This is a genomic window from Streptomyces sp. NPDC002490 (genome assembly GCF_040296045.1).
Classification (GTDB): Bacteria; Actinomycetota; Actinomycetes; order Streptomycetales; family Streptomycetaceae; genus Streptomyces.
Map to the genome: position 1 here is coordinate 23,417 of NZ_JBEOWM010000018.1, position 25,245 is coordinate 48,661.

Here is a 25,245-nt window from a genome sequence, read left to right on the forward strand (position 1 = left end):
GTCCCGTAGGCTCACCGCATGGCTGACGCGGCGGCGATCATCGAGCGGGCACTGACCGAGGCGGACGTCGAGTGGGAGAGCCCCGAGACGGGCACCTACGTGGCGAAGCTGCCCGGTACCCGCAAGCTCTTCACGACCGTGTCCCTGGTCGTCGGCGAGCACACGCTGTCCCTGAACGCCTTCGTGGTGCGCCGCCCCGACGAGAACGCCGAGCAGGTCTACCGCTGGATCCTGGAACGGAACCTCAGGTTGTTCGGGGTCGCGTTCGCCCTCGACCACCTGGGGGACGTGTACCTGGTCGGGCGGTTGCCGCTGGCCGCCGTCACCTCCGAGGAGGTCGACCGGATCCTCGGGTCCGTCCTCGAAGTCGCGGACGGCTCCTTCAACACCCTGCTGGAACTCGGCTTCGCCACCTCGATCCGCCGCGAGTACGCCTGGCGGGTGTCCCGCGGCGAGTCCACCCGCAACCTGGACGCCTTCACCCACCTCACCCGCGACGCCGCGCCCGACAGCCCGTCACCGGAGACGAACGGCTGACCGTACGGCCGGTGGTGCGGCCCCGGCGCCGGCCGCACCACGGAACGACAGGAGGTACGCACCGCAGACGACGGCCCGCCGCCCTACTCCCCGGCCGAGGCGATCCGCCGGGCGATCTCCCCGGCCCGCTCGGTGTCCTTCGTCCGGGTGTCGAGGAGGACGGCGACCACCAGGTCCCGCCCACCGGCCCGGGCCGACACCAGGGACCAACTGGCTGACGCGGCGGGAACCCAGGCGTCGACCGAGTCCCCCACCACCGACCGCAGTTGGTCCGCGGTCCGCCGGTCGATCGCCCGCCCCGCGGGACGGTCCGCCGTCCGGCCGGCGATCAGACGGGGGTGGAGCCCGTTGCCCCCGTTGCCGATCACGGCCATCATCTGCGCCAGGTGCAGCGGGCTGACCTTGATCCCGGAAAGTCCGTCGGCGGCGTCCGAGGACCCCGTCGACCACCCGCCCCCTCCGGCCACCCGTACCGGCAGGAGCCCGTCACCCCCGTTGGAGGCGAACCCGAACGCCTCGCCCGTGAAACCCAGGACCTCCGGCCCCAGGTCGGACGCGAGGCGGGCGAAGACATTGGCGCAGTCGTGCCGCCACGCATCCCGCAGCGTGGTGTCCACGCACCGGTCCGGGTCGCCGCCGATCCGCTTCTTGCTGTCCGGGACGACGTACACCGCCGGGGCCCGCACGGGGGAGTCCACCGAGTCGAGCACGCCCTCCTCCAAGGCGGCCGTGGCCACGATGAGGTGGGCGGCGGCACCGGGGTTCCGGACGTCCCGCAGGGCCCGGTTGAAGAGGGGCAGGGCCTTCTCGTCGTTCACCCGCTGCCATGCCTGCGCGTCCTCGGGCGAGTTGCCGCTGAAGGCCGCGGGGTCGAAGCCCGGGGCGCTCACCAGGGCGACGACGTCGCCCGTCCCGGCGTCCAGGGCGATCGCGGCTCCGTGCCGCCCCCGCAGCCCCTCGAAGGCCGCGCGCTGGGCCTCGGGGTCGATGGTCGTCGCCACGTCCCGGCCCGCCTCGATGTCGGCCTTCATCGCCCCCTCAAGGCCGCCCGCACCGAAGCTGGTCGACCGGTAGCCCGTGACGGACCCGTACAACTCCCCGTCGGTGTAGGTGCGTCGGAACGGAACCGGGCCCGGGACGTCCGACTTCTGCGAACCGGTCACCGGGCGGCCGTCCACCAGGATGTCGCCGAGGCCCTTCGCGGGGTCGGGTGGTGGTGCGGTCGTCTCCGCCCGTCCCGGGTCGGACCGACCGGCGGGGGCCTTCGACTTCTCCCCCTCGACGGACCGGTCCTCGGAGCAGCCCGCCAGCGGGACGACGAGCAGGACGGCCAGTGCGGCGAGGAAGGTGGCGCGGTGCGGTGCGGAAGGAGACATGGACTCATCCTAAGAACCCTCGCCGCCAAGCGAGTTGACGGCAGTCGGTCGGAAGCGCACGCCTCATGCCCGTCGTCGCCGTCGCCTCCGGTGGCGACGGACGTCGTCCCGCAGGTCCTTGGCCCCGCTGTACAGATTGAGGAGGTCCAGGGCGATCCAGATGCCGCGACCGATCCACTGCGCCGCCCCCACCAGGAGCTCTGACACCGTGCTTCCCCCCACGCTTCACCACCGGCTTTCCTTCGGGGACGTCGCCCGGATCCGAACGGTTGCCCGGCATCGTCCGCCGGGTCCGCGCCCGGGTGCGCCCGGCGACGGCGCGAACCCGACGCCGCCCGCCCCGCCGTCCCCTAAGCTCTGCTGCCCATGACCGCCACACCGGACCACCTGGCCGCCACCGCCGACGCGTACGACGGCATCGCCGTCCTGTACGAGGAACTCGTCAGGGACTCGCTGGACGCCCTTCCCCTGGATCGCGCCGTGCTCGCAGCCTTCGCGGACTCGGTGCAGTCCCCGGGCGCCGGCCCGGTGGCCGAGCTGGGCTGCGGGCCGGGCTACCTGACCGCCCACCTGAGGGACCTGGGAGTGGACGTCTTCGGCGTCGACCTGTCGCCGGTGATGGTGCGACTGGCCCGGACCGCCTACCCGGGACTGCGGTTCGAGCTCGCCTCCATGGACGCCCTGGACCTCCCGGACGGCGAACTCGGGGGCGTCGTGTCCTGGTACTCGCTCATCCACCTACCGCCGCGGGAAGTGCCCGCCTACCTCGCGGAGTTCCACCGGATCACCGCACCCGGGGGGCACCTCCTGCTCGGGTTCTTCGAGTCGGAGGGCGGGCCCGCCGCCCCGTTCGACCACAAGGTGGTCACCGCCTACCGCTGGCCGATCGACCGACTCGCCGGCCTCGCGCACGCGGCCGGGTTCACCGAGGTCGGCCGGATGCTGCGGGAACCGCAGGAGGGGGAGCGGTTCCGCCGGGGGCACCTGCTGATGCGGAAGGAGTGAGACGGCCCCGCGGTTGCGGGCGCCGGGCGGGCAGTGGCATAACGGAAGGGACACCCCGTGCCCCGGACCCGGGCCCGACCCGGGCGCCGTCCGCAGACGAGGCACCACATGGACATCGAGCTGACGTACGCGAGGGGACTGCTGCGCAGCATCGGCGACGTGCCGGTCTCCTACCGCCGGAGGGAATGGCTGGACAGCACGCCGCGCGCGCTGGGGCCGTGGCCGCTGGTGTACCAGCGGTTCGGCACGACGCTGCGTTCCGTGGGCGACGTCGAGATCACCTACCGGAAGTGGTCCACCCGGCCGCGCACGGTCGGGCAGTGGAGTTGCGAGTGCAGCAGGTTCGGCGCCCGTCTCCTGCGCATCGGCCCCTATGAACTCCGGCACGACGGAGGCGGGAACCGGGTGCGCGGCATCGGCCCGCTGGAGGTCTTCTACGACCGTCTCGGCACCCGTCCGATTCGGGTGCGGCTGCACGACGGGAGCCGGGCGCTCCCCGACGACCTCCTCCTCGTGCTCTTCCTGACGCTGTTCTGGCAGCGCCAGGAGTGGGAGGCGGCCCGCCGATCCGACGACTGACCGCCGCCACCGCCACGGGCCCGAGCACGGCCCGGCCCGCAGCGACCGGTGTCAGCTGCTCCCGGCGCCCTCGACGAGTGCCGCCCGCAACTCCTGGTCGGTGCAGCCGTAGCCCTTGCCCTCGGGCCAGAGGAAGGCGTGGCCCGCGGTGGCGGCGAGGGCCAGCAGGTCCTCCCGCGGCTCGCTCGGGACCAGGATCGCCCGGTGCCGTGCCGCCACGAACCGGCCGTAGTCGGCGAGCTGACCGATGGCCATGCGCACGTTCTCGCGCGTGACGCTGCCCTTGGCCTCGACGAGCAGCGCGAGGTCCGGCACGTACAGGTCGGTCAGCAGCGGACGGGTCTCACCGGGCGGCAGGATGCGGTGCCGGCCCACCCGGTGCCCCCGGGTCCGCAAGAAGTCGCCGAACCGCTGCACCAACTTGGCCTCGTGGCGCTCCGCCTCGTACGGCTCCCGGTTCGGCTGCACGAACGACTTCTCGGTCTCGTGCTGCTCCACGTCGATCTCGACGACGGCCGCGGCCTGGCCGGCCAGGAGCCGGCCCAGCTTCGTACCGGGGGCCTGCGGCGGGGTGTCCACCGGCCGGAGCGTGAAGACGACGACCTTCCGGAGGGGACCGTCCCCGGTTTCCGGGGCGTCGGCCTCGTACCACCCCTCGGTGACGAACTGGCCGAGGTAGGTGACCGTGCCGCGGGCGCCCTGGAACACCCGGAGCGCACGGCCCTCGGCGACGTGGTTCAGGATGCTGGCGTTGCCGGACACCATCCGCTGGTCGCCGTACTGCCCCTCGCCGCTGTAGTGGAACAGCCCGTCGGGCATCCAGCCGTCGTAGTAGCCGTGCTTCTCGCCGGCGACCGGGTCCGTGAAGACCATGACGTTCGGCGTCCTGGCCGACGGCCCGATGCCGCCCTGGGTCCGTCCGCCGTACTGCACGTGCAGCTGCTTGCGCTCGATCAGGTCACCCGGCCGGAGGTGCCATGCGGTTCCGGGCGGGGCGGGGGCCTCCGTCACGTCTGCTCTCCTCGGGGGCGGTGGCTACTAGGACGGGTCGTAGAGTACCCCGCGAGGCGCTGAACCGGCGAATCGGATGCGGAAAATCGATGTCCAAAACGGACATTGATCCACCGGGTCGGTCGCCCGCACCCATCAAGAAGCCCCCGACCCGCGAAGAACTCGCAGGTCGGGGGCGTTCAGGCAGTGCGTTACTTCTTCTTGCCCTGGGTGTTGCCGGGGATCTCGGCGAGCTGGGTTTTTGCTGGTCGGGGGCGGTGGGCTCGGGTGCCTGGTGGTCGCTGTTGGTCATCCTTGGCCAGTGATGAGCGGCTTCGGACGGCCCAGGGGCGGCCCGGCCAACACCCTCATGAGTGCCGACTCACTGCGTTGCGCAGTGCTTCGAACCACCCCAGGAGGAGCCACCGCAGCCGCCAGAACCAGCCTCTCCGCCTACCCTGCGGGTGTGCTTCCGGACGCGTCGGCGTGCGCGGAAGCCGGGGAGGAGTAGAGACACGTGGGCTTTGGCTTCGTCGGCCTCCACCACCGTGCACATGGCAGTAGCCGCTCCGTCTGGCCGGGTTTCTGCATGCTTGTCCCTGCCGTGTCACCCCCGAGCAACGCCCCATGAAGCGAGTGTGACAGAGCCTGGGAGGCAGGAGGCGACTGTGGGGCAACTGCTTACGAGAACTACGGAAACTCCCATGCGGAGCAATCAGCTTGGGAAGCTCGGGTCCCTTGGCGGCGGTTGCTGCGCTGACCCTCCGCGTGTACGCGCACCTCATGCCGTCCAGCCAGGAGCGCACCCGCAAGGCCGTGGCCGCCGTCTTCGACACGGCCCGGCCCGAGCCGTCCCGCACTTGACGGCCCACGGACGGCCCGGCCCCACCAAGAAGCCCCCTACCAGCGGAGAACCCGCAGGTAGGGGGCTTGTTCGGCGCTGCTTACTTCTTCTTGCCCTGGTTTTTGACCGCCTCGATGGCCGCCGCGGCGGCGTCCGGGTCGAGGTAGGTGCCGCCCGGGTTGAGGGGCTTGAACGCGGCGTCCAGCTCGTAGGAGAGGGGGATGCCGGTCGGGATGTTGAGGCCCGCGATGTCGGCGTCCGAGACGCCGTCGAGGTGCTTGACAAGGGCGCGCAGGCTGTTGCCGTGGGCGGCGACGAGCACCGTGCGGCCGGTCAGCAGGTCCGGGACGATGCCGTCGTACCAGTACGGCAGCATCCGGGCGACGACGTCCTTGAGGCACTCGGTGCGGGGGCGGACCTCCGGCGGGATCGTCGCGTAGCGCGGGTCGTCGCTCTGCGAGAACTCGGTGCCGTCCTCCAGCGGGGGCGGCGGGACGTCGTACGAGCGGCGCCACAGCATGAACTGCTCCTCGCCGAACTCGGCGAGGGTCTGCGCCTTGTCCTTGCCCTGGAGGGCGCCGTAGTGACGCTCGTTCAGGCGCCAGCTGCGGTGCACCGGGATCCAGTGGCGGTCGGCCGCCTCCAGCGCCAGCTGGGCGGTGCGGATCGCGCGCTTCTGGAGCGAGGTGTGCACGACGTCGGGCAGCAGGCCGGCGTCCTTCAGCAGCTCACCGCCGCGGACCGCCTCCTTCTCGCCCTTCTCGTTCAGGTTGACGTCCACCCAGCCGGTGAACAGGTTCTTCGCGTTCCACTCGCTCTCGCCGTGGCGGAGGAGGATCAGCTTGTACGGTGCGTCGGCCATGCCCCGAGCGTAATCGAACCCCTGCCCAGGCCGCGCGGCCGGTCCGGCCCCTGATACGTGTCCGCTCCCCGGCCGGACGCGCCCGCTGCGGCCCCGCCGTGACCTGGACGATTGACGATCCCCGTCAATTCAGTGGTGATCTTCCGCCCGTGCGGCGTAACTTCCGGTCACACGATTCACTACTTACATACCTGGCACGTGGTGCCCTGGGGGAGGTCTGCATGTCGGGTGGGGACACCAAGCGCACCGCGGCGGCGGGCGGTAGCGTCCGACGCGCGCTGCGGGAGACCGTCTCGGGGCTGCCGCCGGCCTTCTGGTGGCTGTGGACCAGCACCCTGGTCAATCGGCTCGGCGGCTTCGTCGCCACCTTCATGGCCCTGTACCTGACCCTGGAGCGGGGCTACTCCGCCTCCTTCGCGGGGCTCGTGGCCGCGCTGTACGGGCTGGGCGGCGTCGTCTCGGCGCTCGGCGCCGGGGTGATGGCGGACCGGCTGGGCCGGCGCCCCACCCTGTTGATCGCCCAGACCTCCACCGCGCTGTCGGTCGCCGTGCTCGGCCTGGTCCAGCACCCGGCGGCCATCGCCGCCGTCGCCTTCCTGGTCGGTGCGGCCACCAACGCCTCGCGCCCCGCCGTCCAGGCGATGCTCGCGGACATCGTCCCGCCCGAGGACCGGGTGCGGGCCTTCTCATTGAACTACTGGGCGATCAACCTGGGGTACGCGATCTCGGCCGCCGCCGCCGGGTTCATCGCCGAGTACAGCTACCTCGCCGGGTTCCTGGGCGAGGCGGTGATGACCCTGGCCTGTGCCGTCGTGGTCTTCGTCAAGCTGCCGGAGTCCCGGCCGGTGCGCAGCGAGCAGGAGCGGTCCGCGGAGCCGGACGTCGGCTTGGGGACGGTGCTGCGCGACACCCGGTTCATGGGGGTGGTCGGGCTGTCGTTCCTGGTCTCGCTGGTCTTCATGCAGAGTTCGGTGGGCCTGCCGATCGCGATGGGCGACGTCGGGCTGAGCCCCGCCGAGTTCGGCCTGGCCATGTCGGTGAACGGCGTGCTGATCGTCGTCCTCCAGATCCCCGTCACCCGGTTCATCCAGCACCGGGACCCGCGCTCGCTGCTGATCGCCTCCTCCCTGGTGCTGGGCATCGGCTTCGGCCTCACCGCCTTCGCCGACTCGGTCCTGGTGCTGATGCTGACGATCGCGGTGTGGACCCTCGGCGAGATCGTGAACGCCCCCACCCAGACCAGCCTGGTGGTCCGCCTCTCGCCGGTCCACGGCCGGGGGCGCTACCAGGGCATGTACACGATGTCCTGGGCGGTCGCCAGCCTCGGGGCCCCGCTGGTGGCCGGCTTCGTGATCGACCGCCATGGCGCGGCCTGGCTCTGGGCGAGCTGCGCCGCGCTCGGCGCCGCCGCCGCGCTCGGCTACTGGGCGCTGATGCGCGGGCTGCCGCCGGTGGAGGGGACGACGAAGGAGGTCGAGCCGGCACCCGTCACCTCCTCGACGCCGCCGACCGCCCCGGAGGCCCCGGCCACCGCGCAGGCCCGGGAGTGACCCGCGCCGGGGCCGGAGCCGGCGGCCGACGCCGACGGAGGACCGAGGGGCGGGCGAGCGCCCGCGGGGCGGTGTCAGAGCAGGGCGCGGGCCTCGTCCGCGGAGGGCACCCGGCCGAGGGTCCCCTCGTGCAGGTCGCCGAACACCTCGATGCGGAGGGACTGGTCGAGGCCGCCCACCGGCACCGGGTCGAAGCCGGCCGCCCGGATCAGTCGGGCGGCCTCCTCCCCGGCGGCCGGGTCGTCGGCCGCGTAGAAGCCCACCGCCCGCTCCGGCTCGCGGCGCGCCTCGTGCTCCAGCGAGGCGGCCAGCAGCGTGCCGAACGCCTTGACCGGGCGGGCCCCGGCCGGCAGCAGGCCGGCGATGACCACCCCGGCCGACTGGTCCTCGGGGAGGGTCTTGGTGAAGGTGCCCCGCTCGTCGACGGCGATCGGGTTCGACGGGTCCACCACCACCTTGCCGGAGAGCCGGTCCCCGTACCGGGCGATCAGTTCCTTGATGGTGTCGAACCAGACGGCGAGGATCAGCACGTCGGCCATGTCCACCGCCTGGTCGACGGTGGTGGCGGTGGCCCGGTCGCCGAGCCGGTCGGCCAGTTCCCGGGTGCGTTCGAGGTCGCGGGAGGCGAGGAGCACCGACTCGCCGCCCGTCGTGAGGTCGGCGGCCAGCCGCGAGCCGATCGCCCCGGTGCCGATGATCGCTGTGGTCACGTCGTCCCGCTCCCTGGCCGGGGCCGGTGCGGCCCGCTGTCCGTCGGTCCCGGCCAGTACAGCAGGGCCGGGCGCCGGCGGCACCGCGTGCGGCACCGCTCGGGTGACCCGGGACGACCGAACGGTCAGCGACCGGGGAGCAGCAGCGCACGGGCCCGTTCGAGCCCGGCCCCGAACCCGGCGCCGTCGCCCAGGTCGACGAAGGGGGCGCCGGCCGCCCGGCAGGCGTCCCGCAGGGCCGTGCTGCGGTCGCGCACCCGGGCGGCGGTGTCCCGGTACACGGCGTCCGGGGCGCCCTCCAGCCACTGCGGGTCCAGGCGCAGCCGCTCGGCGGTGAGCGTGGTGTCGCCGAGGAACACCGGGGCCACCGGGAGGCCCGTCGCGCGGGCCGCGGCGACCGCGTCGAGGGTGATGACGTCGCCTTCGACGACGTAGCCGTCGAGCGGGTCCTCGTGGTCGATCCCGTCGGCGATCGCGCGCAGGAACTCCACCAGGAACGGCAGGGCCGCGGCGGCCTTCGAGGCGTGCTCCCCGTGCCGGACGCCGAGCGCGGGGGCGGCGTGCTGGAGCATCGAGACCAGTGCGTCCGTCGGGCAGTGGGGGAGCCCGTCCCGTTCCAGCAGCAGGGCGGCGAGGGTGCTCTTGCCCACCCGGGGCGGGCCTCCGACCAGAAGGATCATCCGCAGCACGGTAGGGCCGCCGTCCCCGTGGGGCCACCGGATTTCCCGTCGACCCGGGGGCGCACGCACCGCGCGCGCCGGGCGCGGTGCGCGCCGCCCTTACGCGGCCCCGGGGCGGGGGCGTCCGGTGGGCCGGGAGGGGTTCCGGGCCGGCGCCGCCGGCCCGGAACCGCATCGGCGCGCCCCCGTGCGACCCCCGGCGAGGACCGGGCGACGGGCCCGCGGCGAGGGCGCTCCGGAACCGCAGCGCGCCCTGGCCGCGGGGCCCGGCACCGTGTGCGGCACCGGGCCCCGCGGCCGGGGCGGAGGGCTCAGAACAGCAGGTCGTACTGGTTGAAGCCGCTGCCCAGCGAGGTGCGCGTGCCGAAGATCGACGAGGACGCCTTGCCGGTGCCGGGGTACAGCCACAGCTTGCCGCCGGAGTCGCGGGCGAGGACGTCCGCGATGCCGTCGCCGGTCATGTCGCCGTTGCCGACCAGCGCGGTGAACGACCAGTTGCTGCGGACCTTGACCTTGGCCGCGAACGGTGCCGACGCCTTGCCGGTGCCCCGGTACAGCCACACGGTGTTCGCGCGGTCCCGGACCAGCAGGTCCGTCTTGCCGTCCTTGGTGAAGTCGCCCCGGCCGAAGAGCTTGCCGCCCTTCCACGCCTGGTTGACGACCTTCTTCTTGGTGCCGAACTGGCCGTTGCCCTTGCCCGGGTACAGGTAGACGCTGCCCGCCGAGTCCAGGGCCGCCAGGTCCGGCCAACCGTCGCCGGTGAGGTCACCGGGCACCGCGTACGACTTCGAGCCGCCGCCCACCGAGGTGATCGCGGACCGCGCCCAGACCCACCGGTTGCCCGAGAGCTTCTGGTAGTCGCGGTACAGCTTCCCGTCCTGCTTGTTGCGGATCAGGATGTCCGTGGTGCCCTCGCGGTCCAGGTCGGCCTGGAGGCCCCAGCTGGCGACGCCCCAACCGGTCTGGGCGCCCGTGCGGCCGGCCAGCGACCGCCCGCGGCTGGTCTGCGAGTACAGCGTGCCGCCCGGGGTGCGCACCAGCAGGTCGGCGCGGCCGTCGTAGGACAGGTCGCTGTCGTCGATGCGGGCCGAGGCGTCGGCCACGTAGGTGCGGACCTTGGTGAACACCGGGTACGCGCCCTTGGCGATGCAGCGCTCGACGCCCCAGGAGACGATGCCCACGATCTTGCCCCGGACGACCAGCGGGCCGCCCGAGTCGCCGTGGCAGGGGCTGTTGGTGCCCGTGTCGCGGCCGGTGGCCGGCTTGCCCGCGCAGAGCATCTCGCCGGCGACGAAGTAGTCCCGGCCGATGACGCGGCGCATCGCGCTGTCGCAGGTGCCGTCCGCGACCATGGGCAGGCTGACCTTGCGCAGCTTCGGCGCGAGCTGCGCGTTGGTGCGGCCCGAGGTCAGGCCCCAGCCGTAGGCGGTGCCGACGGTGCCCCGCGCGTACAGCGCGCTGTCGCCGGTCTGGGCGAGGGGCAGCGGCTTCTGCTTGAAGGTGCGGTCGAGGGTGAGCACCGCGACGTCGTTGCGCAGCTTGGAGTGGTCGTACTTGGGGTGCTTCCACACCCGGTGCACCCGGGCGATGGTCCCCGCGGCCTGGTCGCCGAGGTTGGTGGCGCCGGCCTGGGCGAGGCCCCAGCGGCGCCAGTCGAGCCCCTGGACGCAGTGCGCGGCGGTGAGCACCTTGTTGGGGGCGACCAGCGAGCCCCCGCAGAACGAGCCCTTGCCGGCGTTCTCGTCGTAGTACCAGAGCTGGACCATCCACGGGGCGCTGCCGATCGTGGTCGCGGACCCGCCCACGATGAACGGCCGGATGCGCGCGTCGGTCCCGTTGCGGGCGGCCTCCCCAGCGGAGCCGGCGGCACCGGCCTTCGCCGGCGCGCCCACGGGGCGCGAGCCGCGCGAGTCGGTGGCGCGGACCGCGTCGGCGAGCCGTTCGCGCAGCTCGGCACCGTCGGCGCGGGGCGCCGCGGCGGCGGTGCCCGGGGCCGGCGGCAGGCCGCTGCGGTCCGGGGCGGGCGTGGCCGCGGCGGCGGGCAGCGCGGAGCCGCCGGCCACCAGGGCGAGCGAGAGCGCGGCCGTCGCCGCGGCCCGGACGGCACCGGGTCTGCGGTAGAGGCTGCGGGCGTGAGTCATGCGGTGTACCCCCCACGGGTGCGTTCGGACGAACGCCGACGGAGGGCGGCACGTTCCGCGGGACGTCAGCTCCCCGCGACGTCCCCGTGATCCCCCCACGGCCGCCCGAAGTCTATGGCCCCCGGCCCGCGCGGGGCGAGCGATGACCCCGGAACGCCGGTCCGGTCAACTCCTGCTCCACCGGTCACGGCTGAGTCGCCGTCGAACCGGCGGGCGCGGACGCCGAGGGGTGGGGCGGGCCCCGCGCGACCCGCCGGAACGGGGGCGCGGGGCCCGCGAACCCTGCCGTCTCCCGCGCCCGCGGCCCCGCACACCGCCCGCCGCGCCGGCGCGCGGCCCGTCGAGGACGCACGGGTGCGCCGCTGATGCGCCGTTGATGCGCCGCACCGCGCGCGCTTCCCTCGGTGGGGAACAGACACCGTGCCAACGCGCCCCCAAGGAGGGAACCCCGTGGCCGAGTCCCGAGTCACCGACACCGTCGACGAGCCCCCGAGCCTGGCCGCTCCGCGCCCCGCCCTGCCCCGCCTCGCCCTGCTGGGCGCCTGCGGCTGCGGGCCGGGGTGCTCCTGCGGCTGCCAGTCCGGCAGCGGTTGCCAGTGCGGCGGCGGTTGCGGCTGAGCCCGCCGCGCCGTAGCGGTCCGCCCGGCGGACCGTCCGTGCCCCGTGCCCCGTACGCGACGACGCCGTACGGGGCACGGCCACGTTCCGGAGCGGTCAGATCCCGCCGTCCACGCCGGCCGGGCCCGGCGTCAGCTCGTCCGCGTACTCCCCGGTGACCAGGTACACGACCCGCTTGGCGACGGACACCGCGTGGTCGGCGAACCGCTCGTAGTAGCGACCGAGCAGCGTCACGTCCACCGCGGTCTCGATGCCGTGCTTCCAGCGCTCGTCGATCAGGTGCTGGAACAGCGTCCGGTGCAGCAGGTCCATCGCGTCGTCGTCCTGCTCCAGCTGCATCGCCAGGTCGACGTCCTTGGTGATGATGACCTCGGCGGACTTCGCCATCAGCCGCTGTGCGAGCTGGCCCATCTCCAGGATGGTGGCGGCCAGGTCCTGCGGCACGGCGCGCTCGGGGAACCGCAGCCGCGCCAGCTTGGCGACGTGCTGCGCCAGGTCGCCGGAGCGCTCCAGGTCCGCGCTCATCCGCAGCGAGGTGACCACGATCCGTAGGTCGGTCGCCACCGGCTGCTGCCGGGCGAGCAGGGCGATCGCCCGGGCCTCCAGGTCGTGCTGGAGGTCGTCGACCTTCTGGTCGCCGGCTATCACCGACTCCGCCAACTTCAGGTCCGCGTCCAGGATCGCCGTGGTGGCGCGTCCTATCGCCGAACCGACGAGTCGGGCCATCTCGACCAGGTCGTCGCCGATCGAGTCCAGTTCTTCGTGGTACGCATCACGCATCCTGGGCCGTCCTTCTTTCTGCCTGAGAGACTGGGCACTCGGCGCTCGTGTACCCACGCTCCCACGTTCTGGCACGTACGCGTCCTATTCCGGCACCCGGAGTGAATCGGCCCTTTCCCCTCGGTGAACTCTGGGCGACGAGTGTCGCAGCAGACACCGCCACCCCTGGGGCGGTGTCCCCGGAGGTGCCTAACCTGGAGGCATGGACGTGAACGCGGCGGTCGCCGCAGCAGCAGCGATCGCCGGGTTGCTCACCGGCGTCATCGCCATGCTGGCGTTCCGCTGGAGCGAACGCGACCTGAAGCACCCTCCCCGCTCCTCCCTGCACACCGAGCCCGTGCTGCCGCCCGGGGTGGACACCGTCCTGTCGGTGCTCCGCTCCTCGGCGGTGGTGCTGGACGAGTCCGACAGCGTCGTGAAGGCCAGCTCGGCCGCGTACGCCCTCGGACTGGTGCGGGGCGGGAAGCTCGCCATCGACCCGATGCTCCAGATGGCCCGGGACACCCGGCGGGACGGCGAGATACGGCAGGCGGAACTGGACCTCCCCCAGCGCGGCGCGGGCCGCGGCGGAGAGGCGCTGGCCGTCTCCGCCCGGGTCGCCCCCCTCGGCTCCCGGCTGGTGCTGCTGCTGGTGGAGGACCTCACCGAGGCCCGACGCATCGAGGCGGTCCGCCGGGACTTCGTGGCCAACGTCAGCCACGAGCTGAAGACCCCGACCGGGGCGCTGTCGCTGCTCTCCGAGGCGGTCATGGACGCGTCCGACGACCCGGAGGCCGTGGAGCGGTTCGCCGGTCGCATGCAGGTCGAGGCCACCCGGCTGACCAACCTGGTGCAGGAGCTGATCGACCTCTCCCGGGTGCAGAACGACGACCCGCTGGAGTACGCCGGCCCGGTGCGGGTGGACGAACTGGTGGCCGAGGCGATCGACCGCTGCCGGCACCAGGCGTCCACCAAGCAGATCACCATCGCCGCGGCCGACACCGCCGACCTGCGCATCTGGGGCAACCGCGGCCAGCTCGCGGCGGCCCTCGGCAACCTGGTCGAGAACGCCGTGAACTACAGCGCCGCCCGCACCCGGGTGGGCATCGCCGCCCGCCGGGTGGCCCAGTCCGGCGGCGACCTGATCGAGGTCTCCGTCACCGACCAGGGCATCGGCATCCCCGACCGGGACAAGGAGCGCGTCTTCGAGCGCTTCTACCGGGTCGACCCGGCCCGCTCCCGTGCCACCGGCGGCACGGGCCTGGGTCTGGCCATCGTCAAGCACGTGGCCGCCTCGCACGGCGGGGAGGTCACGGTGTGGAGCACCGAGGGGCAGGGCTCCACGTTCACGCTGCGGCTGCCGGAGGCGAAGTCCTCCGGCGGCCGGCCCCTGCTCGCGCCCGGCTCCGCCGCCGGCACCGGGTTCCCCGGTGCCGGCGGCGGGGGTGACCACCGGCCGACCGGTACGACCCCAACCCCCCCGTTCGCACCACTTCCCTCCCCGGAGGTCCTTCCGTGACCCGAGTGCTCGTCGTCGAGGACGAGGAATCCTTCTCCGACGTCCTGTCGTACATGCTCCGCAAGGAGGGTTTCGAGGTCGCCATCGCGACCACCGGACCCGACGGCCTGGACGAGTTCGAACGCAACGGCGCCGACCTGGTGCTGTTGGACCTGATGCTGCCGGGGCTGCCCGGCACCGAGGTCTGCCGACAACTGCGCCTCCGCTCCAACGTCCCGGTGATCATGGTGACCGCCAAGGACAGCGAGATCGACAAGGTCGTCGGTCTGGAGATAGGGGCCGACGACTACGTCACCAAGCCGTTCTCCTCGCGGGAGCTGGTCGCCCGCATCCGGGCCGTGCTGCGCCGCCGCGGCGAACCGGAGGAGGTCACCCCCGCGGCCCTCCAGGCCGGCCCGGTCCGCATGGACGTGGACCGGCACGTGGTGACGGTGGCCGGCGCCAAGGTCGACCTGCCGCTCAAGGAGTTCGACCTGCTGGAGATGCTGCTGCGCAACGCGGGCCGGGTGCTGACCCGGATGCAGCTGATCGACCGGGTGTGGGGCGCCGACTACGTGGGCGACACCAAGACCCTGGACGTCCACGTCAAGCGCCTGCGGGCGAAGATCGAGCCGGACCCGGGCGCCCCGCGCTACCTGGTGACGGTGCGCGGCCTGGGCTACAAGTTCGAGCCCTGACGGGCCCGGGCACGACGACGCCGGAGGGCGGGACCCGGACGGACCGGGGTCCCGCCCTCCGGCGGTGCGTGAGCGGTGCGGGCGTCAGCCCTGGCCGGCCGGTGACTCGCCCTCGGCGGGCGCGGAGGCGCCCTCGGCCGGCTCCTCGGCGGGGGCCTCGGAGGACTCGGCGCCGGCGTCCCCGGCCGCCTCGGACGCCTTCGGCGCGGGCGCGGCCGGCGCCTCGGTCGGGCCCCAGTCCTTGAAGTAGCTGGCGGCGGGCACCACGAAGCTGTCGACCTTCACGTCACCGGTCTTGCTGAAGGTGTAGGTGACGGTCTGCGAGTCGCCGTCCTGCACGGCCTCCCGGCCGCTCGGCAGCGTGGCGGACGCGTTGCCCTTGCCGCCGATCACGAGGTGACCGCCGGCCGGGACCGTCACGGTGGAGCCGCCACCGGCGGCCTTCAGCTCGGCCTTGCCCGCGCCGTCGAGGGCGACGGATTCGAGGGTCTGGTCCTCGGTGCCGTTGTTGTAGAGGGTGACGGCGATGGCGGCGGGGCCGGTCGCCTCCAGCTCCGGCTGGGTGATGATGTTCGAGTTCTGGACCTGGATCTTGCCGACGGTGACGGCGGCGTTGTCCGGCTTGATGCCCAGCGTCTGGGCGTTCGTGCCGGCGCCGCAGGCGGCGAGCGTGGCGATCGAGAACGCGATGGCGGTGGCGGCGAGGGCGCCGCGTCGAAGGCTGCTGCTCACGGCGGCGGCAACTCCTAGAACGTGGGCGGTACGGAGGGTCCTGTTGGTGGTGCGGGTCCTGCTGGTCCTGCGGGTGGTGCCGGTGCCGACGGGCACCGGACCCGCCTCCGGGACCGGGAGGGCCTCGGACGGCGAGCAGGGCGGCCATAAAGCCGCCCTAAGGATGCGTCAGCGGCCTTAGGTTATCGACCCGCTCTCCGGTGACCGCACCCGACCCGCCCCTAGGGGCTCGGGGCCGGGGGGACCGGAGGTCAGGGGCGCGGGGGCGCCCGCCGGCGGGCCGGGAATTCTCCTCTCGTCGACCTTTCCCGCGGGACGCGCGTCGGGGGGCGGCTATGCGGGGAAGGAGTTCCCCGGTCCGCACGGGTTTTCCGGTCAATCCCGCACCGCTAACCCGCACCTATCCGGGAACGTCGGGGAACACGCTACGGCGGAATTGATCAACGGGCTCGGGGTGATCAATTCCAGAACGCGGCTCCGGCCGCCGAACGGAGTAGCGGGACCACCGGGAAGTGCGGGAAAGTCATCGGGAGCCGGGGGAAGTCACGCCATCCGAATCCGGCAAACCGGGACGTTCGTCTCCTTGCGTTCCGCCGTTCGGGTTCGTAACGTGCACGTTTCACCCCCTCCGTGCAGCCGCTCCGACCTGCGAATACCCGCCGGTCGGCGGTCGCGCGATCCCGTCCGCAGCACGTTCCCGTTGTTGTTGTCAAGCCCCGAGATATGCTCTGACCTGCGGAAACGCCATTCAGTGGACGCCGTATCCGTGTTACCCTTGATAGTCACGGAAGGGGTACCTGTCACATGACGTTCAAGGTTGGCGACACCGTGGTCTATCCCCATCACGGGGCCGCGCTGATCGAGGCCATCGAAACTCGCCAGATCAAAGGCGTGGACAAGACCTACTTGGTGCTGAAGGTCGCCCAGGGTGACCTGACGGTGCGCGTACCGGCGGACAATGCGGAGTTCGTCGGCGTGCGTGATGTGGTCGGTCAGGACGGGCTGGACCGGGTCTTCGAGGTGCTGCGCGCGCCGTACGCCGAGGAGCCCACGAACTGGTCCCGTCGCTACAAGGCAAACCTGGAGAAGCTCGCCTCCGGCGATGTCATCAAGGTCGCCGAGGTCGTGCGCGACCTGTGGCGCCGCGAGCGCGAGCGCGGGCTCTCCGCCGGCGAGAAGCGCATGCTCGCCAAGGCCCGTCAGATCCTGGTCAGCGAGCTGGCCCTGGCGGAGAACACCAACGAGGACAAGGCCGAAGCGCTGCTCGACGAAGTACTCGCGTCCTGAAGCGACCGACGCCCACCCCGCGCCGCGGTACCGGGCGCGCTCGAACCCGACGCGAACGGCCCTGACGCAGGGAAACGCCGTGGCGCCCGATGACCCCACCAGGTCGCCGGGCGCTGCGGCATGTCCGCGGCCCGTTTCCCGGCTCCCGCCGACCGCGCGGAGAGGGGTGCGGGCGTGCCGCGCATGCGGACGCGGCACGTACGCGCGCACCCGCTGGACTGGTGGAACGCCCGGAAGACCGCCCCCGTGCCCCGCTGGTACCGCCCCTCGTGCGCCGGGCCCGGGCAGCGGCTCGACCAAATGTCACGGAAGGGTTCGGTCGAGGCGTCGCGCCCGGCACACCCCCCGACCGCCGGCCGGGGGTACCCCCAGGCCATACCCATGTCGCCCGAGCACACAAACCTGAACGGAAGCGATGACTGACGAATCGCGCCCAGCGCCACCAGCAGCCACGGCCGCGGCCGTGATCCCCGCGGCCGGCCGCGGGGTCCGCCTCGGCCCCGGCGCCCCCAAGGCCCTCCGCCCCCTCGGCGGCGTCCCCCTGCTCGTCCACGCCGTCCGTGCCATGGCCGCCTCCCGCGCCGTGGCCCTGGTCGTCGTCGTCGCCCCGCCCGAGGGCACCGCCGAGGTCCGGGCCCTGCTCGACACCCACGCCCTGCCCGAGCGCACCGACTTCCTGGTGGTGCCCGGCGGCGACACCCGGCAGGAGTCGGTCCGCCTCGGCCTCGACGCCCTGCCGCCGCACGTCGACACCGTCCTCGTGCACGACGCGGCCCGCCCGCTGGTGCCCGTCGACACGGTGGACGCCGTGGTCGCCGCGGTGCACGCCGGCGCCCCCGCCGTGGTGCCGGCGCTGCCGCTCGCCGACACCGTCAAGGAGGTCGAGCCGCGCGACCCGGCCCGCCCCGACGCCCCCGAACCCGTGGTCGCCACCCCCGCCCGGGCGCGGCTGCGCGCGGTGCAGACCCCGCAGGGCTTCGACCGCGCCACCCTCGTCCACGCGCACGCCACCGTCCCCGTCGACGGCGAGGGCGCCACCGACTGCGCCGGGATGGTGGAACGCACCGGCCGGCCGGTGGTGCTCGTCCCCGGCCACGAGGAGGCGTTCAAGGTCACCCGGCCGCTGGACCTGGTGCTCGCCGAAGCGGTGCTCGCCCGCAGGAGGGCCACCGATGGCTACTGAGCCGATCGTCCCCCGGGTGGGGGTCGGCACCGACGTGCACGCCTTCGAAGCCGGTCGCGAACTGTGGTGCGGCGGGCTGCGCTGGGACGAGGCGGACAGCGGCGGGTACGGACTCGCCGGCCACTCGGACGGGGACGTCGCCGCCCACGCCGCCTGCGACGCCCTGTTCTCCGCCGCCGGGGTGGGTGACCTCGGCGCCCACTTCGGCACCTCCCGACCCGAATGGGCCGGGGCCTCCGGAGTGACCCTGCTGGCCGAGGCGGCCCGGATCGTCCGCGCCGCCGGTTTCGCGATCGGGAACGTGTCGGTACAGGTGATCGGGGTGCGGCCGAAGGTCGGCAAGCGCAGGGCCGAGGCCGAACGGACCCTCTCCGAAGCCGTGGGCGCCCCGGTCTCCCTCTCCGGCACCACCACCGACGGCCTGGGCCTGACCGGCCGGGCCGAGGGCCTCGCCGCGATCGCCACCGCCCTGGTCTACCCGCGCCCCTGACCGGCGACCGGTCCCCGTCGCCCACCGCGGAACGGGGACCGGAGGGTTCCCGTTCCGAACGGGCGGACCCGGTTCGAAACCGGCCTCACGGGGTAGCGCTAGGGCTCGAACGCCCCGGCAACAGGCCCCGGCCGGCCCGCCGACCGGACGACCCGAAGGGAAACCCATGTCCGCCCAGCTCTCCGACGACCTCAAGAGCCTGCTCGACACCCCCGTCTTCGTCTCCGTCGCGACCGTCCAGCCCGACGGCAGCCCCCAGGTCTCACCGGTGTGGGTCAAGCGCGACGGCGACGACCTGTTGGTCTCGACCACCGTCGGCCGCCGCAAGGAGAAGAACCTCCGCCGCGACCCCCGGATCACCGTGCTGCTCCAGCCCTTCGACGCCCCCTACACCTACGCCGAGATCCGCGGCAGCGCACAGCTCACCACCGAGGGCGGCCCCGAGCTGATCGACGAGCTCTCCCTCAAGTACACCGGCAAGTCGTACGCCGAGTTCAACCCCGCCGCCGGCGAGGACGCCCAGCGGGTCGTCGTCCGGATCACCCCGCGCAAGGTCGTTGGCCGGATCTGATCCCCACCGCGGTGCGGGAGCCGTGTTCCCCCAACCCGTTCCAATGTCGTGAAAACGGCGTTTCAGCCACCCCGGGTGTCCCAGGGGTCGCGGGGCACTGCCCTGCGACCACTACCCTGGGGGGGTGACTATTCGCCTGTACGACACCAGCGCCCGGCAGGTCCGTGACTTCGCCCCCCTCACCCCGGGCTGTGTCTCGATCTACCTGTGTGGCGCGACCGTGCAGGCCGCCCCGCACATCGGGCACATCCGCTCGGGCCTGAACTTCGACATCATGCGCCGCTGGTTCGCCCACCGCGGCTACCGGGTGACGTTCGTCCGCAACGTCACCGACATCGACGACAAGATCATCCAGAAGTCCGCCGAGCAGGACCGCCCCTGGTGGTCCATCGGCTACGAGAACGAGCGCGCCTTCAACGACGGCTACGCGGCGCTCGGTTGCCTGCCGCCCACCTACGAGCCCCGCGCCACCGGCCACGTCACCGAGATGGTCGAGATGATGCAGGGCCTGATCGAGCGCGGCCACGCCTACGAGTCCGGGGGCAACGTCTACTTCGACGTGCGCTCCTTCCCCGAGTACCTGGCGCTCTCCAACCAGGACCTCGACGAGCTGCGCCAGCCCGACGAGGGCGCCTCCGGCAAGCGGGACCCCCGCGACTTCGCGATGTGGAAGGCCGCCAAGCCCGGCGAACCCGACTGGGAGACCCCCTGGGGCCGCGGCCGACCCGGCTGGCACCTGGAGTGCTCGGCGATGGCCCACAAGTACCTGGGCACCGCCTTCGACATCCACGGCGGCGGCATCGACCTGATCTTCCCGCACCACGAGAACGAGATCGCCCAAGCCAAGGCGTACGGCGACGAGTTCGCCCGCTACTGGGTCCACAACTCGTGGGTGACCATGAGCGGCGAGAAGATGTCGAAGTCCCTCGGCAACTCCGTCCTGGTCAGCGAGATGGTCAAGCAGTGGCGGCCCATCGTGCTCCGCTACTACCTCGGCACCCCGCACTACCGCTCCACCATCGAGTACAGCCCCGAGGCGCTGCGCGAGGCCGAGTCGGCGTTCGCCCGCATCGAGGGCTTCGTCCAGCGGGTGGTGGAGAAGGCCGGCGGCCCCGTCGAGCCGGCCGCCGAGGTGCCGCCCGCGTTCGCCGAGGCGATGGACGACGACCTGGGCGTGCCGCAGGCCCTCGCCATCGTCCACACCACCGTCCGCCAGGGCAACAGCGCGCTGGCCGCCGACGACAAGGAAGCCGCCGTCGCCCGCCTCGCCGAGGTGCGCGCCATGCTCGGCGTCCTCGGGCTCGACCCCCTCGACCCGCACTGGTCCGGCGAGAACGACCGCGGCGAGGACCTGCACGGCGTCGTCGACACCCTGGTCCGCCTGGTGCTGCAACAGCGCGAGTCCGCCCGGGCCCGCAAGGACTGGGCCACTGCGGACGCCATCCGCGACCAGCTCAACCAGTCCGGACTCGTCATCGAGGACGGCGCCCAGGGCCCGCGCTGGACCCTCGGACCCCGCTGATCCCTCCGACGCGACGTGCCGCCCGCCCCCACGGGCGGCACACTCGTCCACAGACCCACCCGCGTCCGCCCGGACGCGACCCCGATGCACCCGAGAGACACCCGAGGAACGGATACGTCATGGCCGCAAACAACCGCCGCATGTCCGGAAAGAAGGGCGCGCAGGTCGGCAGTGGCGGCCAGCGGCGCAAGGGCCTGGAGGGCAAGGGCCCCACCCCGCCCGCCGAGATGCGCAAGGGCCACGCCAAGCAGCGCGCCGCCAACGCCAAGGCCCGCCGCTCCCAGGGCCGCACCGCCACCCCGCGCGGCCGCGGCGGCAAGGGGACCTCCGAACTGGTCGTCGGCCGCAACCCGGTCGTCGAGGCGCTGCGCGGCGGCGTCCCCGCCTCCACCCTGTACGTCCAGCAGTTCATCGACAACGACGAGCGGGTCCGCGAGGCGCTCCAACTCGCCGCCGAGCGCGGCGGCATCCACCTGATGGAGGCCCCCCGCCCCGAACTGGACCGGATGACGGACGGGCTCAACCACCAGGGCCTCGTCCTCCAGGTGCCGCCCTACGAGTACGCGCACCCCGAGGACCTCGTCGCCGCCGCCCACGACGAGGGCGGCGACCCGCTGATCGTGGCGCTCGACGGGGTCACCGACCCCCGCAACCTCGGCGCCGTCGTCCGCTCCGCCTCCGCCTTCGGCGGGCACGGCGTGGTGGTGCCCGAGCGCCGCGCGGCCGGGATGACCGCGGGGGCCTGGAAGACCTCCGCGGGCGCCGCCGCCCGCACCCCGGTGGCCCGCGCCACCAACCTCACCCGGACCCTGGAGGCGTACAAGAAGGCCGGCCTCACGGTGGTCGGCCTGGCCGCCGACGGGGAGGCCGAGGTCGGGGACCTCGCCGCCCTGGCCGGCCCGGTGGTCATCGTGGTCGGCAGCGAGGGCAAGGGGCTCTCCCGGCTGGTGGGGGAGACCTGCGACGTGCGGGTGCGCATCCCGATGCCGGGCGGCGCCGAGTCGCTGAACGCGGGCGTCGCCGCCGGTGTGGTGCTCTACGAGGCCGCCCGGCAGCGCCGTCGCTGACCCCCGCGGCGGGTTTGTCGGGGGCCGGACATCTTCGGCCGGGTCAAGGCAGTGTCCTAACCGAGCGTCACTCGGTTAGATGAGTGTGGACACCAGAACACCCCGCACACTCACGGGGGCCCGCTCGTCGGGATTCGACGACGCTCCCGCGCTGAGCATGGTGAAGGTGCCGAGCGATCCGGCGCAGGTCATCGTCAATCATGCGAGCTTCCGCGTGCAGCTCAACGTGCCGACGCGCTCCCCGCGCATCACCCGGGGAGCCGACCCGGGACGCGCCCCCGCAGCAGCCGGCGCGCGCCGGCGCGCACCGGTGGTCTGGAGCGGTCGGTCCGCCCCCGGCGACGGTGCCACCGGACTGCTCCAGGCGGTGCGGGAGAGCGGCGTGCGCCGGCCCGCCCTCGCCCCCGACGAGGGCGGCGCCACCCGGGTCGTCCCCCGGCTGACGCCCCGCACCGCGCTCGACGACACCGTCGAGACCACCGGTGTCGAGGACACCGGCACCCGGCTGCTGCCCGTCCAACCCCGCGCCGCCGGCAGCGCCTACGAGGACACCGCCGGCCTGCCCCTCGTCGCCGACGGACCCGCCGGGTCCGACCCGCACGGCCACTACGCCTACGACCTCGACGACTACGGCGACGCCCGGCACCACGACGAGGACGGGGACGGCGTCCGGGAACGGCGCGACGAGGACGCCCGCGGCCACCACGCCTACTACCCCGGCCGCCGGCTGAACCTCGGTGTGGTCCTGCTGCCGCTGCGGGTCTTCCTCGGCTTCATCTCCATCTACGCGGGCCTGGGCAAACTGAGCGACCCCGTCTACTTCGACGGCGGGGAACGCGGCTCCATGGTGAAGTGGCTCAACTCGCTGCACCCCTGGGGGCTGGCCGAGCCGCTGCGGGACTTCGCCCTCCAACACCCGGTGGGCGCCGGGCTCACCATCGCCTTCCTCCAGGTCATCGTGGGCGTGCTGACCGTCCTCGGACTCTGGCAGCGGGTGGCCGCGGTGGTCGGGGCCCTGCTGTCGGCGGCGCTGCTGGTGACCGTCAGTTGGCACACCGTCCCCGCCTACGACGCGCCCGACATCATCTACCTGGCCGCCTGGTCACCGCTGATCATCGCCGGCGCCCCGGTGTACTCGGTGGACGGCCGGCTCGGCTCCGAGGCGTACCGCTCCCTGGGACCGCGCGCCGGGCTCTGGGAACTGCGTGCCCGGGTGCTGCGCCGTGGCGTGGTCGTCGCCTCCGTCGCGGTGGGCCTGACGCTGCTGCTCGGCTCCGTCCTCGGCGGCGCGGTGCGCGACGCCGACCGGGTCACCGTGCCCGGACCGGGCCAGGCCCCGCGCAACGAACTGCCCGGATCCCCGCTGCCCCGGGAGTCCACCGAGCGCCGTCCCAGCAGCACCCCCACCCCCTCCGGCACCCCGACCCGCAGCGAGCCCCGGTCGTCCGCCGGGCCCTCGCAGCCCGCCGTCACCCCCGGCACGGTCACCGACGCCCCGCAGGACACGGGGGCCACCACCGCCGGCACGCCCAGCGCCACCCAGGGCACCGTCCAGCAGCCCCCGGCCCGGCAGCCGGCCCCGACCCGGGCCCCGGCCACCAGCGCCGGCCCCTCCTCGGGCGGCAGCGCCTCGACGGGGGCCAGCACCGGAACCACCGGCGGCGGCGCCACCGGCGCCAGCACCGGCACCAGCGGCGAGGGCGCCTCGTCCGGCGGCGCCGAAGAGGGCACCGGCCTGGTCGGCGGCCTGATCGGCTAGACCCGCGGCAACGGCCGGGGGGCGGGGGGCGAGGGGGGGCTGGTGGTGGGGGCGGACGACGCGCTCGTCCGGGGCGGTCTGGTTCGGGGGCAGCAGCAGGCGGATCGGCGGGGGGTCGCGGCGGGCGGGTGGGGGGTGGGCCCGCACGACCGGTGGTCGTGCGGGCCCCGGCCGTAGGGTGCGTCCGGCCTCAGGGGGCGAGGGCGGCGAGTTCCTTCGACGCCTCCGTCAGGTCCTTCGCCGTGTCGATGGCGCGCCAGTACGCGCCCTGCGGGATCGGGAAGCCGGCCAGGCGCTTGGCGCGGGCCAGCCGGGGGAAGGTGGTGCGCTCGTGGTCGCCGCGCTCCGGGAGCAGTTCGGTGAACGCGGCGGAGAACACGTACACGCCCGCGTTGATCAGGAACGGGGACGGCGGGGCCTCGACGAAGTCGGTGATGTGCCCGAAGCGGTCCGTCTCCACGGCGCCCCAGGGGATCCGGGGCCGGGCCAGCGCCAGCGTCGCGGTGGCGTCCCGCTCGGCGTGGAAGGAAGCCATCTCGCGCAGCGAGAAACGCGTCCAGATGTCGCCGTTGGTGGCGTACCAGGGCTCATCGGCGTGCGGCAGGTGCGCCGCCGCGTACTTGAGCCCGCCGCCGCGCCCCAGGGGCTCCTTCTCCACGACCGTGGTCACCCGCAGCGGGAGGTCCGCCTTCTCCAACCACTCCTGGAGGACCTCCGCCAGGTGCCCGCACGAGACGACGGCGTCGGTCACCCCCTCCTCGGCCAACCAGGCCAGCTGGTGCCCGATGATCGGGGTGCCGGTGCCGGGGATCTCCACCATCGGCTTGGGCCGGTCGTCGGTGTAGGGGCGCAGCCGCGACCCCTGGCCCCCGGCCAGGACGACGGCTTGTGTCGGACGCGCGTGGGCGTGCGGATCGGTCATGCCGAAACTGTACGTGCCGACGCCGCACACCTCGCGGGGCGCACCACCACGGGGCGGGGGCGGCACGCGTCACGGGGTGCGCGGCGTCGGCGGGCCCGCCGTGGGGCGGGCCCGGGGGTCGGACCGGACGGTCAGAGCGTGGCGGCCACGCCCGAGGCGAAGGCCGTGTCACAGACCGGTCGGGCGTAGGACTGGGCACGGGCCGGACCGTAGGCGCGCACGGCGGCCTTGCCGAGGGAACGGGCGATCGACGCGCAGTGCTTGGCCAACGAGGGCCTGCGGTCGACCTCCTGTTGGAGATGGGTCAGGGCGGCGCTCGGGTCCTTCTCCTGGAGCTCCCGCAGCAGTCGGTGGCGCAGTACCTCGTGGGCGGCGGGGGCCTTGGCCTCGGTGCGGCTGGGCACGCTCTCCGCGGACGCGGTGAGCACCGAGTCCTGGGAACCCGACCAGTTGACCGAGGTGACCGCGAGGGTGCCGGACAGCACCAGCACGACAGGCAGGACGAAGGCGAGCGAGCGGCCGATGCGGCGGGCAGGGCCACGCCTCCGGCGCTGCTTGTAGATGTGGGAAAGCGTCACGCAGGGCAGCGTAGCGTTCGGTAGTCGGGTGAAGACCTTTAGTCACTCTCTTGAGGGAGGTTTATCCCGGTCATCACTGGCCCCGTGTTGACGAACGCTGCTCGAAAAGCTGCCTGACGTGCGATATGACCGGCTCGGTCGCCGTGCCGGTCGGCCTCCGTACCCGCGCGAATCACCCGGATCACCCGAATCACGCGGAAGCCCCGCGCACCAGGAAGGGCTCCTGGTGCGCGGGGCTCCGGCGTCGATCACGGGTCGGGCGGCGGTCCGAGGACGCCACGCCGACC

General features: G+C 73.4%; 26 protein-coding genes. 15 read left to right on the forward strand and 11 right to left on the reverse strand.

Translation table 11 applies throughout. From position 1 onward, the window contains the following. Positions 1 to 18 precede the first annotated feature (18 nt). Positions 19 to 537, forward strand: a complete 519-nt coding sequence (locus ABT092_RS13920) for a type III secretion system chaperone family protein (RefSeq protein WP_351243352.1) — start codon at positions 19 to 21, stop codon at positions 535 to 537. Between the two features lie 83 nt (positions 538 to 620). Here the strand turns inward: ABT092_RS13920 and ABT092_RS13925 are convergent, their stop codons facing one another. Both ABT092_RS13925 and ABT092_RS13930 read right to left on the reverse strand, forming a co-directional pair. Beyond that, a complete protein-coding gene (locus ABT092_RS13925) occupies positions 621 to 1,913 on the reverse strand; it encodes a penicillin-binding transpeptidase domain-containing protein (protein ID WP_351243354.1) in 1,293 nt (430 codons plus the stop codon). Between the two features lie 63 nt (positions 1,914 to 1,976). Next, complete coding sequence (locus ABT092_RS13930; RefSeq protein ID WP_351243356.1) at positions 1,977 to 2,120, reverse strand: hypothetical protein; 144 nt, start codon at positions 2,118 to 2,120, stop codon at positions 1,977 to 1,979. 159 nt (positions 2,121 to 2,279) lie between these two features. On the opposite strand from ABT092_RS13930, the gene ABT092_RS13935 reads away from it, so the two are divergent. Together ABT092_RS13935 and ABT092_RS13940 are read left to right on the forward strand one after the other, a co-directional pair. After that, positions 2,280 to 2,918, forward strand: coding sequence for a class I SAM-dependent DNA methyltransferase (locus ABT092_RS13935; RefSeq protein ID WP_351243358.1), 639 nt, complete (start codon positions 2,280 to 2,282; stop codon positions 2,916 to 2,918). 108 nt (positions 2,919 to 3,026) lie between these two features. Beyond that, complete coding sequence (locus tag ABT092_RS13940; protein WP_351243360.1) at positions 3,027 to 3,497, forward strand: hypothetical protein; 471 nt, start codon at positions 3,027 to 3,029, stop codon at positions 3,495 to 3,497. Between the two features lie 51 nt (positions 3,498 to 3,548). Here ABT092_RS13940 and ABT092_RS13945 read toward each other — a convergent pair whose 3' ends face one another. Further along, positions 3,549 to 4,508 carry an SRA domain-containing endonuclease gene (locus ABT092_RS13945; RefSeq protein WP_351243362.1) on the reverse strand — a complete coding sequence of 320 codons (960 nt, stop codon included), beginning with the start codon at positions 4,506 to 4,508 and terminating at the stop codon, positions 3,549 to 3,551. 717 nt (positions 4,509 to 5,225) lie between these two features. Here ABT092_RS13945 and ABT092_RS13950 point away from each other — a divergent pair. Next, on the forward strand, positions 5,226 to 5,351 hold the full coding sequence (locus ABT092_RS13950) for a hypothetical protein (RefSeq protein ID WP_451364110.1): 126 nt from the start codon (positions 5,226 to 5,228) through the stop codon (positions 5,349 to 5,351). Between the two features lie 80 nt (positions 5,352 to 5,431). On the opposite strand, the gene ABT092_RS13955 is transcribed toward ABT092_RS13950, so the two are convergent. Next, positions 5,432 to 6,193, reverse strand: coding sequence for a phosphoglyceromutase (locus tag ABT092_RS13955; RefSeq protein ID WP_351243364.1), 762 nt, complete (start codon positions 6,191 to 6,193; stop codon positions 5,432 to 5,434). Positions 6,194 to 6,414: 221 nt separating this feature from the next. Here ABT092_RS13955 and ABT092_RS13960 point away from each other — a divergent pair, with 221 nt between their 5' ends. Further along, on the forward strand, positions 6,415 to 7,743 hold the full coding sequence (locus ABT092_RS13960; RefSeq protein WP_351243365.1) for an MDR family MFS transporter: 1,329 nt from the start codon (positions 6,415 to 6,417) through the stop codon (positions 7,741 to 7,743). Between the two features lie 74 nt (positions 7,744 to 7,817). On the opposite strand, the gene ABT092_RS13965 is transcribed toward ABT092_RS13960, so the two are convergent. The 3 genes from ABT092_RS13965 to ABT092_RS13975 form a co-directional block, all read right to left on the reverse strand. Next, complete coding sequence (locus ABT092_RS13965) at positions 7,818 to 8,453, reverse strand: NADPH-dependent F420 reductase (RefSeq protein WP_351243367.1); 636 nt, start codon at positions 8,451 to 8,453, stop codon at positions 7,818 to 7,820. Between the two features lie 125 nt (positions 8,454 to 8,578). After that, a complete protein-coding gene (locus ABT092_RS13970; protein WP_351243369.1) occupies positions 8,579 to 9,133 on the reverse strand; it encodes a hypothetical protein in 555 nt (184 codons plus the stop codon). A gap of 311 nt (positions 9,134 to 9,444) precedes the next feature. Further along, a complete protein-coding gene (locus tag ABT092_RS13975) occupies positions 9,445 to 11,274 on the reverse strand; it encodes a trypsin-like serine protease (RefSeq protein ID WP_351243371.1) in 1,830 nt (609 codons plus the stop codon). A 450-nt stretch (positions 11,275 to 11,724) separates the two neighbouring features. Here ABT092_RS13975 and ABT092_RS13980 point away from each other — a divergent pair, with 450 nt between their 5' ends. After that, positions 11,725 to 11,892 (forward strand): hypothetical protein, encoded by a 168-nt coding sequence (locus ABT092_RS13980; RefSeq protein ID WP_351243549.1) that lies wholly within the window; start codon positions 11,725 to 11,727, stop codon positions 11,890 to 11,892. Between the two features lie 96 nt (positions 11,893 to 11,988). Here the strand turns inward: ABT092_RS13980 and phoU are convergent, their stop codons facing one another. Then, positions 11,989 to 12,672 (reverse strand): phosphate signaling complex protein PhoU, encoded by a 684-nt coding sequence (gene phoU / locus ABT092_RS13985; protein WP_351243373.1) that lies wholly within the window; start codon positions 12,670 to 12,672, stop codon positions 11,989 to 11,991. Positions 12,673 to 12,874: 202 nt separating this feature from the next. Between phoU and phoR the strand changes: the two genes are divergently transcribed. Together phoR and phoP are read left to right on the forward strand one after the other, a co-directional pair. Next, entirely contained in the window at positions 12,875 to 14,170 is a 1,296-nt protein-coding gene (gene phoR / locus ABT092_RS13990) for a two-component system sensor histidine kinase PhoR (RefSeq protein ID WP_351243375.1), read from the forward strand. A gap of 5 nt (positions 14,171 to 14,175) precedes the next feature. After that, complete coding sequence (gene phoP, locus ABT092_RS13995) at positions 14,176 to 14,847, forward strand: two-component system response regulator PhoP (RefSeq protein WP_502968439.1); 672 nt, start codon at positions 14,176 to 14,178, stop codon at positions 14,845 to 14,847. Positions 14,848 to 14,931: 84 nt separating this feature from the next. Here phoP and ABT092_RS14000 read toward each other — a convergent pair whose 3' ends face one another. Continuing rightward, positions 14,932 to 15,579 carry a copper chaperone PCu(A)C domain-containing protein gene (locus ABT092_RS14000; RefSeq protein ID WP_351243379.1) on the reverse strand — a complete coding sequence of 216 codons (648 nt, stop codon included), beginning with the start codon at positions 15,577 to 15,579 and terminating at the stop codon, positions 14,932 to 14,934. Between the two features lie 804 nt (positions 15,580 to 16,383). Here ABT092_RS14000 and ABT092_RS14005 point away from each other — a divergent pair. The 7 genes from ABT092_RS14005 (at position 16,384) to ABT092_RS14035 (ending at position 23,458) form a co-directional block, all read left to right on the forward strand. Further along, entirely contained in the window at positions 16,384 to 16,866 is a 483-nt protein-coding gene (locus ABT092_RS14005; protein WP_003953493.1) for a CarD family transcriptional regulator, read from the forward strand. A gap of 415 nt (positions 16,867 to 17,281) precedes the next feature. Continuing rightward, positions 17,282 to 18,049, forward strand: a complete 768-nt coding sequence (gene ispD / locus ABT092_RS14010) for a 2-C-methyl-D-erythritol 4-phosphate cytidylyltransferase (protein ID WP_351243381.1) — start codon at positions 17,282 to 17,284, stop codon at positions 18,047 to 18,049. Further along, a complete protein-coding gene (gene ispF, locus ABT092_RS14015; RefSeq protein ID WP_351243383.1) occupies positions 18,039 to 18,539 on the forward strand; it encodes a 2-C-methyl-D-erythritol 2,4-cyclodiphosphate synthase in 501 nt (166 codons plus the stop codon). Before ispD ends, ispF begins: the two co-directional genes overlap by 11 nt. A 166-nt stretch (positions 18,540 to 18,705) precedes the next feature. Next, positions 18,706 to 19,110, forward strand: coding sequence for a PPOX class F420-dependent oxidoreductase (locus ABT092_RS14020; RefSeq protein ID WP_351243385.1), 405 nt, complete (start codon positions 18,706 to 18,708; stop codon positions 19,108 to 19,110). A gap of 124 nt (positions 19,111 to 19,234) precedes the next feature. After that, positions 19,235 to 20,632 carry a cysteine--tRNA ligase gene (gene cysS / locus ABT092_RS14025; RefSeq protein WP_351243387.1) on the forward strand — a complete coding sequence of 466 codons (1,398 nt, stop codon included), beginning with the start codon at positions 19,235 to 19,237 and terminating at the stop codon, positions 20,630 to 20,632. Positions 20,633 to 20,751: 119 nt separating this feature from the next. Beyond that, on the forward strand, positions 20,752 to 21,699 hold the full coding sequence (rlmB, locus tag ABT092_RS14030) for a 23S rRNA (guanosine(2251)-2'-O)-methyltransferase RlmB (protein ID WP_351243389.1): 948 nt from the start codon (positions 20,752 to 20,754) through the stop codon (positions 21,697 to 21,699). A gap of 85 nt (positions 21,700 to 21,784) precedes the next feature. Then, positions 21,785 to 23,458 (forward strand): DoxX family protein, encoded by a 1,674-nt coding sequence (locus ABT092_RS14035; protein ID WP_351243535.1) that lies wholly within the window; start codon positions 21,785 to 21,787, stop codon positions 23,456 to 23,458. Positions 23,459 to 23,648: 190 nt separating this feature from the next. Here the strand turns inward: ABT092_RS14035 and ABT092_RS14040 are convergent, their stop codons facing one another. Continuing rightward, the gene (locus ABT092_RS14040; RefSeq protein ID WP_351243391.1) at positions 23,649 to 24,380 is read right to left on the reverse strand and encodes a nucleotidyltransferase family protein; all 732 of its coding nucleotides are present in this window, start codon (positions 24,378 to 24,380) and stop codon (positions 23,649 to 23,651) included. 131 nt (positions 24,381 to 24,511) lie between these two features. Then, the gene (locus ABT092_RS14045) at positions 24,512 to 24,958 is read right to left on the reverse strand and encodes a hypothetical protein (protein WP_351243393.1); all 447 of its coding nucleotides are present in this window, start codon (positions 24,956 to 24,958) and stop codon (positions 24,512 to 24,514) included. Between the last annotated feature and the right edge of the window lie 287 nt (positions 24,959 to 25,245).

Excerpts from the sequence above, each read along its gene's own strand:
- ABT092_RS13975 (WP_351243371.1), bottom strand. The coding sequence starts at position 11,274 with ATGACTCACGCCCGCAGCCTCTACCGCAGACCCGGTGCCGTCCGGGCC.
- ABT092_RS13960 (WP_351243365.1), top strand. The coding sequence starts at position 6,415 with ATGTCGGGTGGGGACACCAAGCGCACCGCGGCGGCGGGCGGTAGCGTC.
- ABT092_RS13925 (WP_351243354.1), bottom strand. The coding sequence starts at position 1,913 with ATGTCTCCTTCCGCACCGCACCGCGCCACCTTCCTCGCCGCACTGGCC.
- ABT092_RS14020 (WP_351243385.1), top strand. The coding sequence starts at position 18,706 with ATGTCCGCCCAGCTCTCCGACGACCTCAAGAGCCTGCTCGACACCCCC.
- rlmB (WP_351243389.1), top strand. The coding sequence starts at position 20,752 with ATGGCCGCAAACAACCGCCGCATGTCCGGAAAGAAGGGCGCGCAGGTC.
- ispD (WP_351243381.1), top strand. The coding sequence starts at position 17,282 with ATGACTGACGAATCGCGCCCAGCGCCACCAGCAGCCACGGCCGCGGCC.
- ABT092_RS13935 (WP_351243358.1), top strand. The coding sequence starts at position 2,280 with ATGACCGCCACACCGGACCACCTGGCCGCCACCGCCGACGCGTACGAC.
- ABT092_RS14040 (WP_351243391.1), bottom strand. The coding sequence starts at position 24,380 with ATGACCGATCCGCACGCCCACGCGCGTCCGACACAAGCCGTCGTCCTG.
- phoU (WP_351243373.1), bottom strand. The coding sequence starts at position 12,672 with ATGCGTGATGCGTACCACGAAGAACTGGACTCGATCGGCGACGACCTG.
- ABT092_RS13940 (WP_351243360.1), top strand. The coding sequence starts at position 3,027 with ATGGACATCGAGCTGACGTACGCGAGGGGACTGCTGCGCAGCATCGGC.
- ABT092_RS14005 (WP_003953493.1), top strand. The coding sequence starts at position 16,384 with ATGACGTTCAAGGTTGGCGACACCGTGGTCTATCCCCATCACGGGGCC.
- ABT092_RS13970 (WP_351243369.1), bottom strand. The coding sequence starts at position 9,133 with ATGATCCTTCTGGTCGGAGGCCCGCCCCGGGTGGGCAAGAGCACCCTC.
- phoR (WP_351243375.1), top strand. The coding sequence starts at position 12,875 with ATGGACGTGAACGCGGCGGTCGCCGCAGCAGCAGCGATCGCCGGGTTG.
- ABT092_RS13955 (WP_351243364.1), bottom strand. The coding sequence starts at position 6,193 with ATGGCCGACGCACCGTACAAGCTGATCCTCCTCCGCCACGGCGAGAGC.
- ABT092_RS13920 (WP_351243352.1), top strand. The coding sequence starts at position 19 with ATGGCTGACGCGGCGGCGATCATCGAGCGGGCACTGACCGAGGCGGAC.
- ispF (WP_351243383.1), top strand. The coding sequence starts at position 18,039 with ATGGCTACTGAGCCGATCGTCCCCCGGGTGGGGGTCGGCACCGACGTG.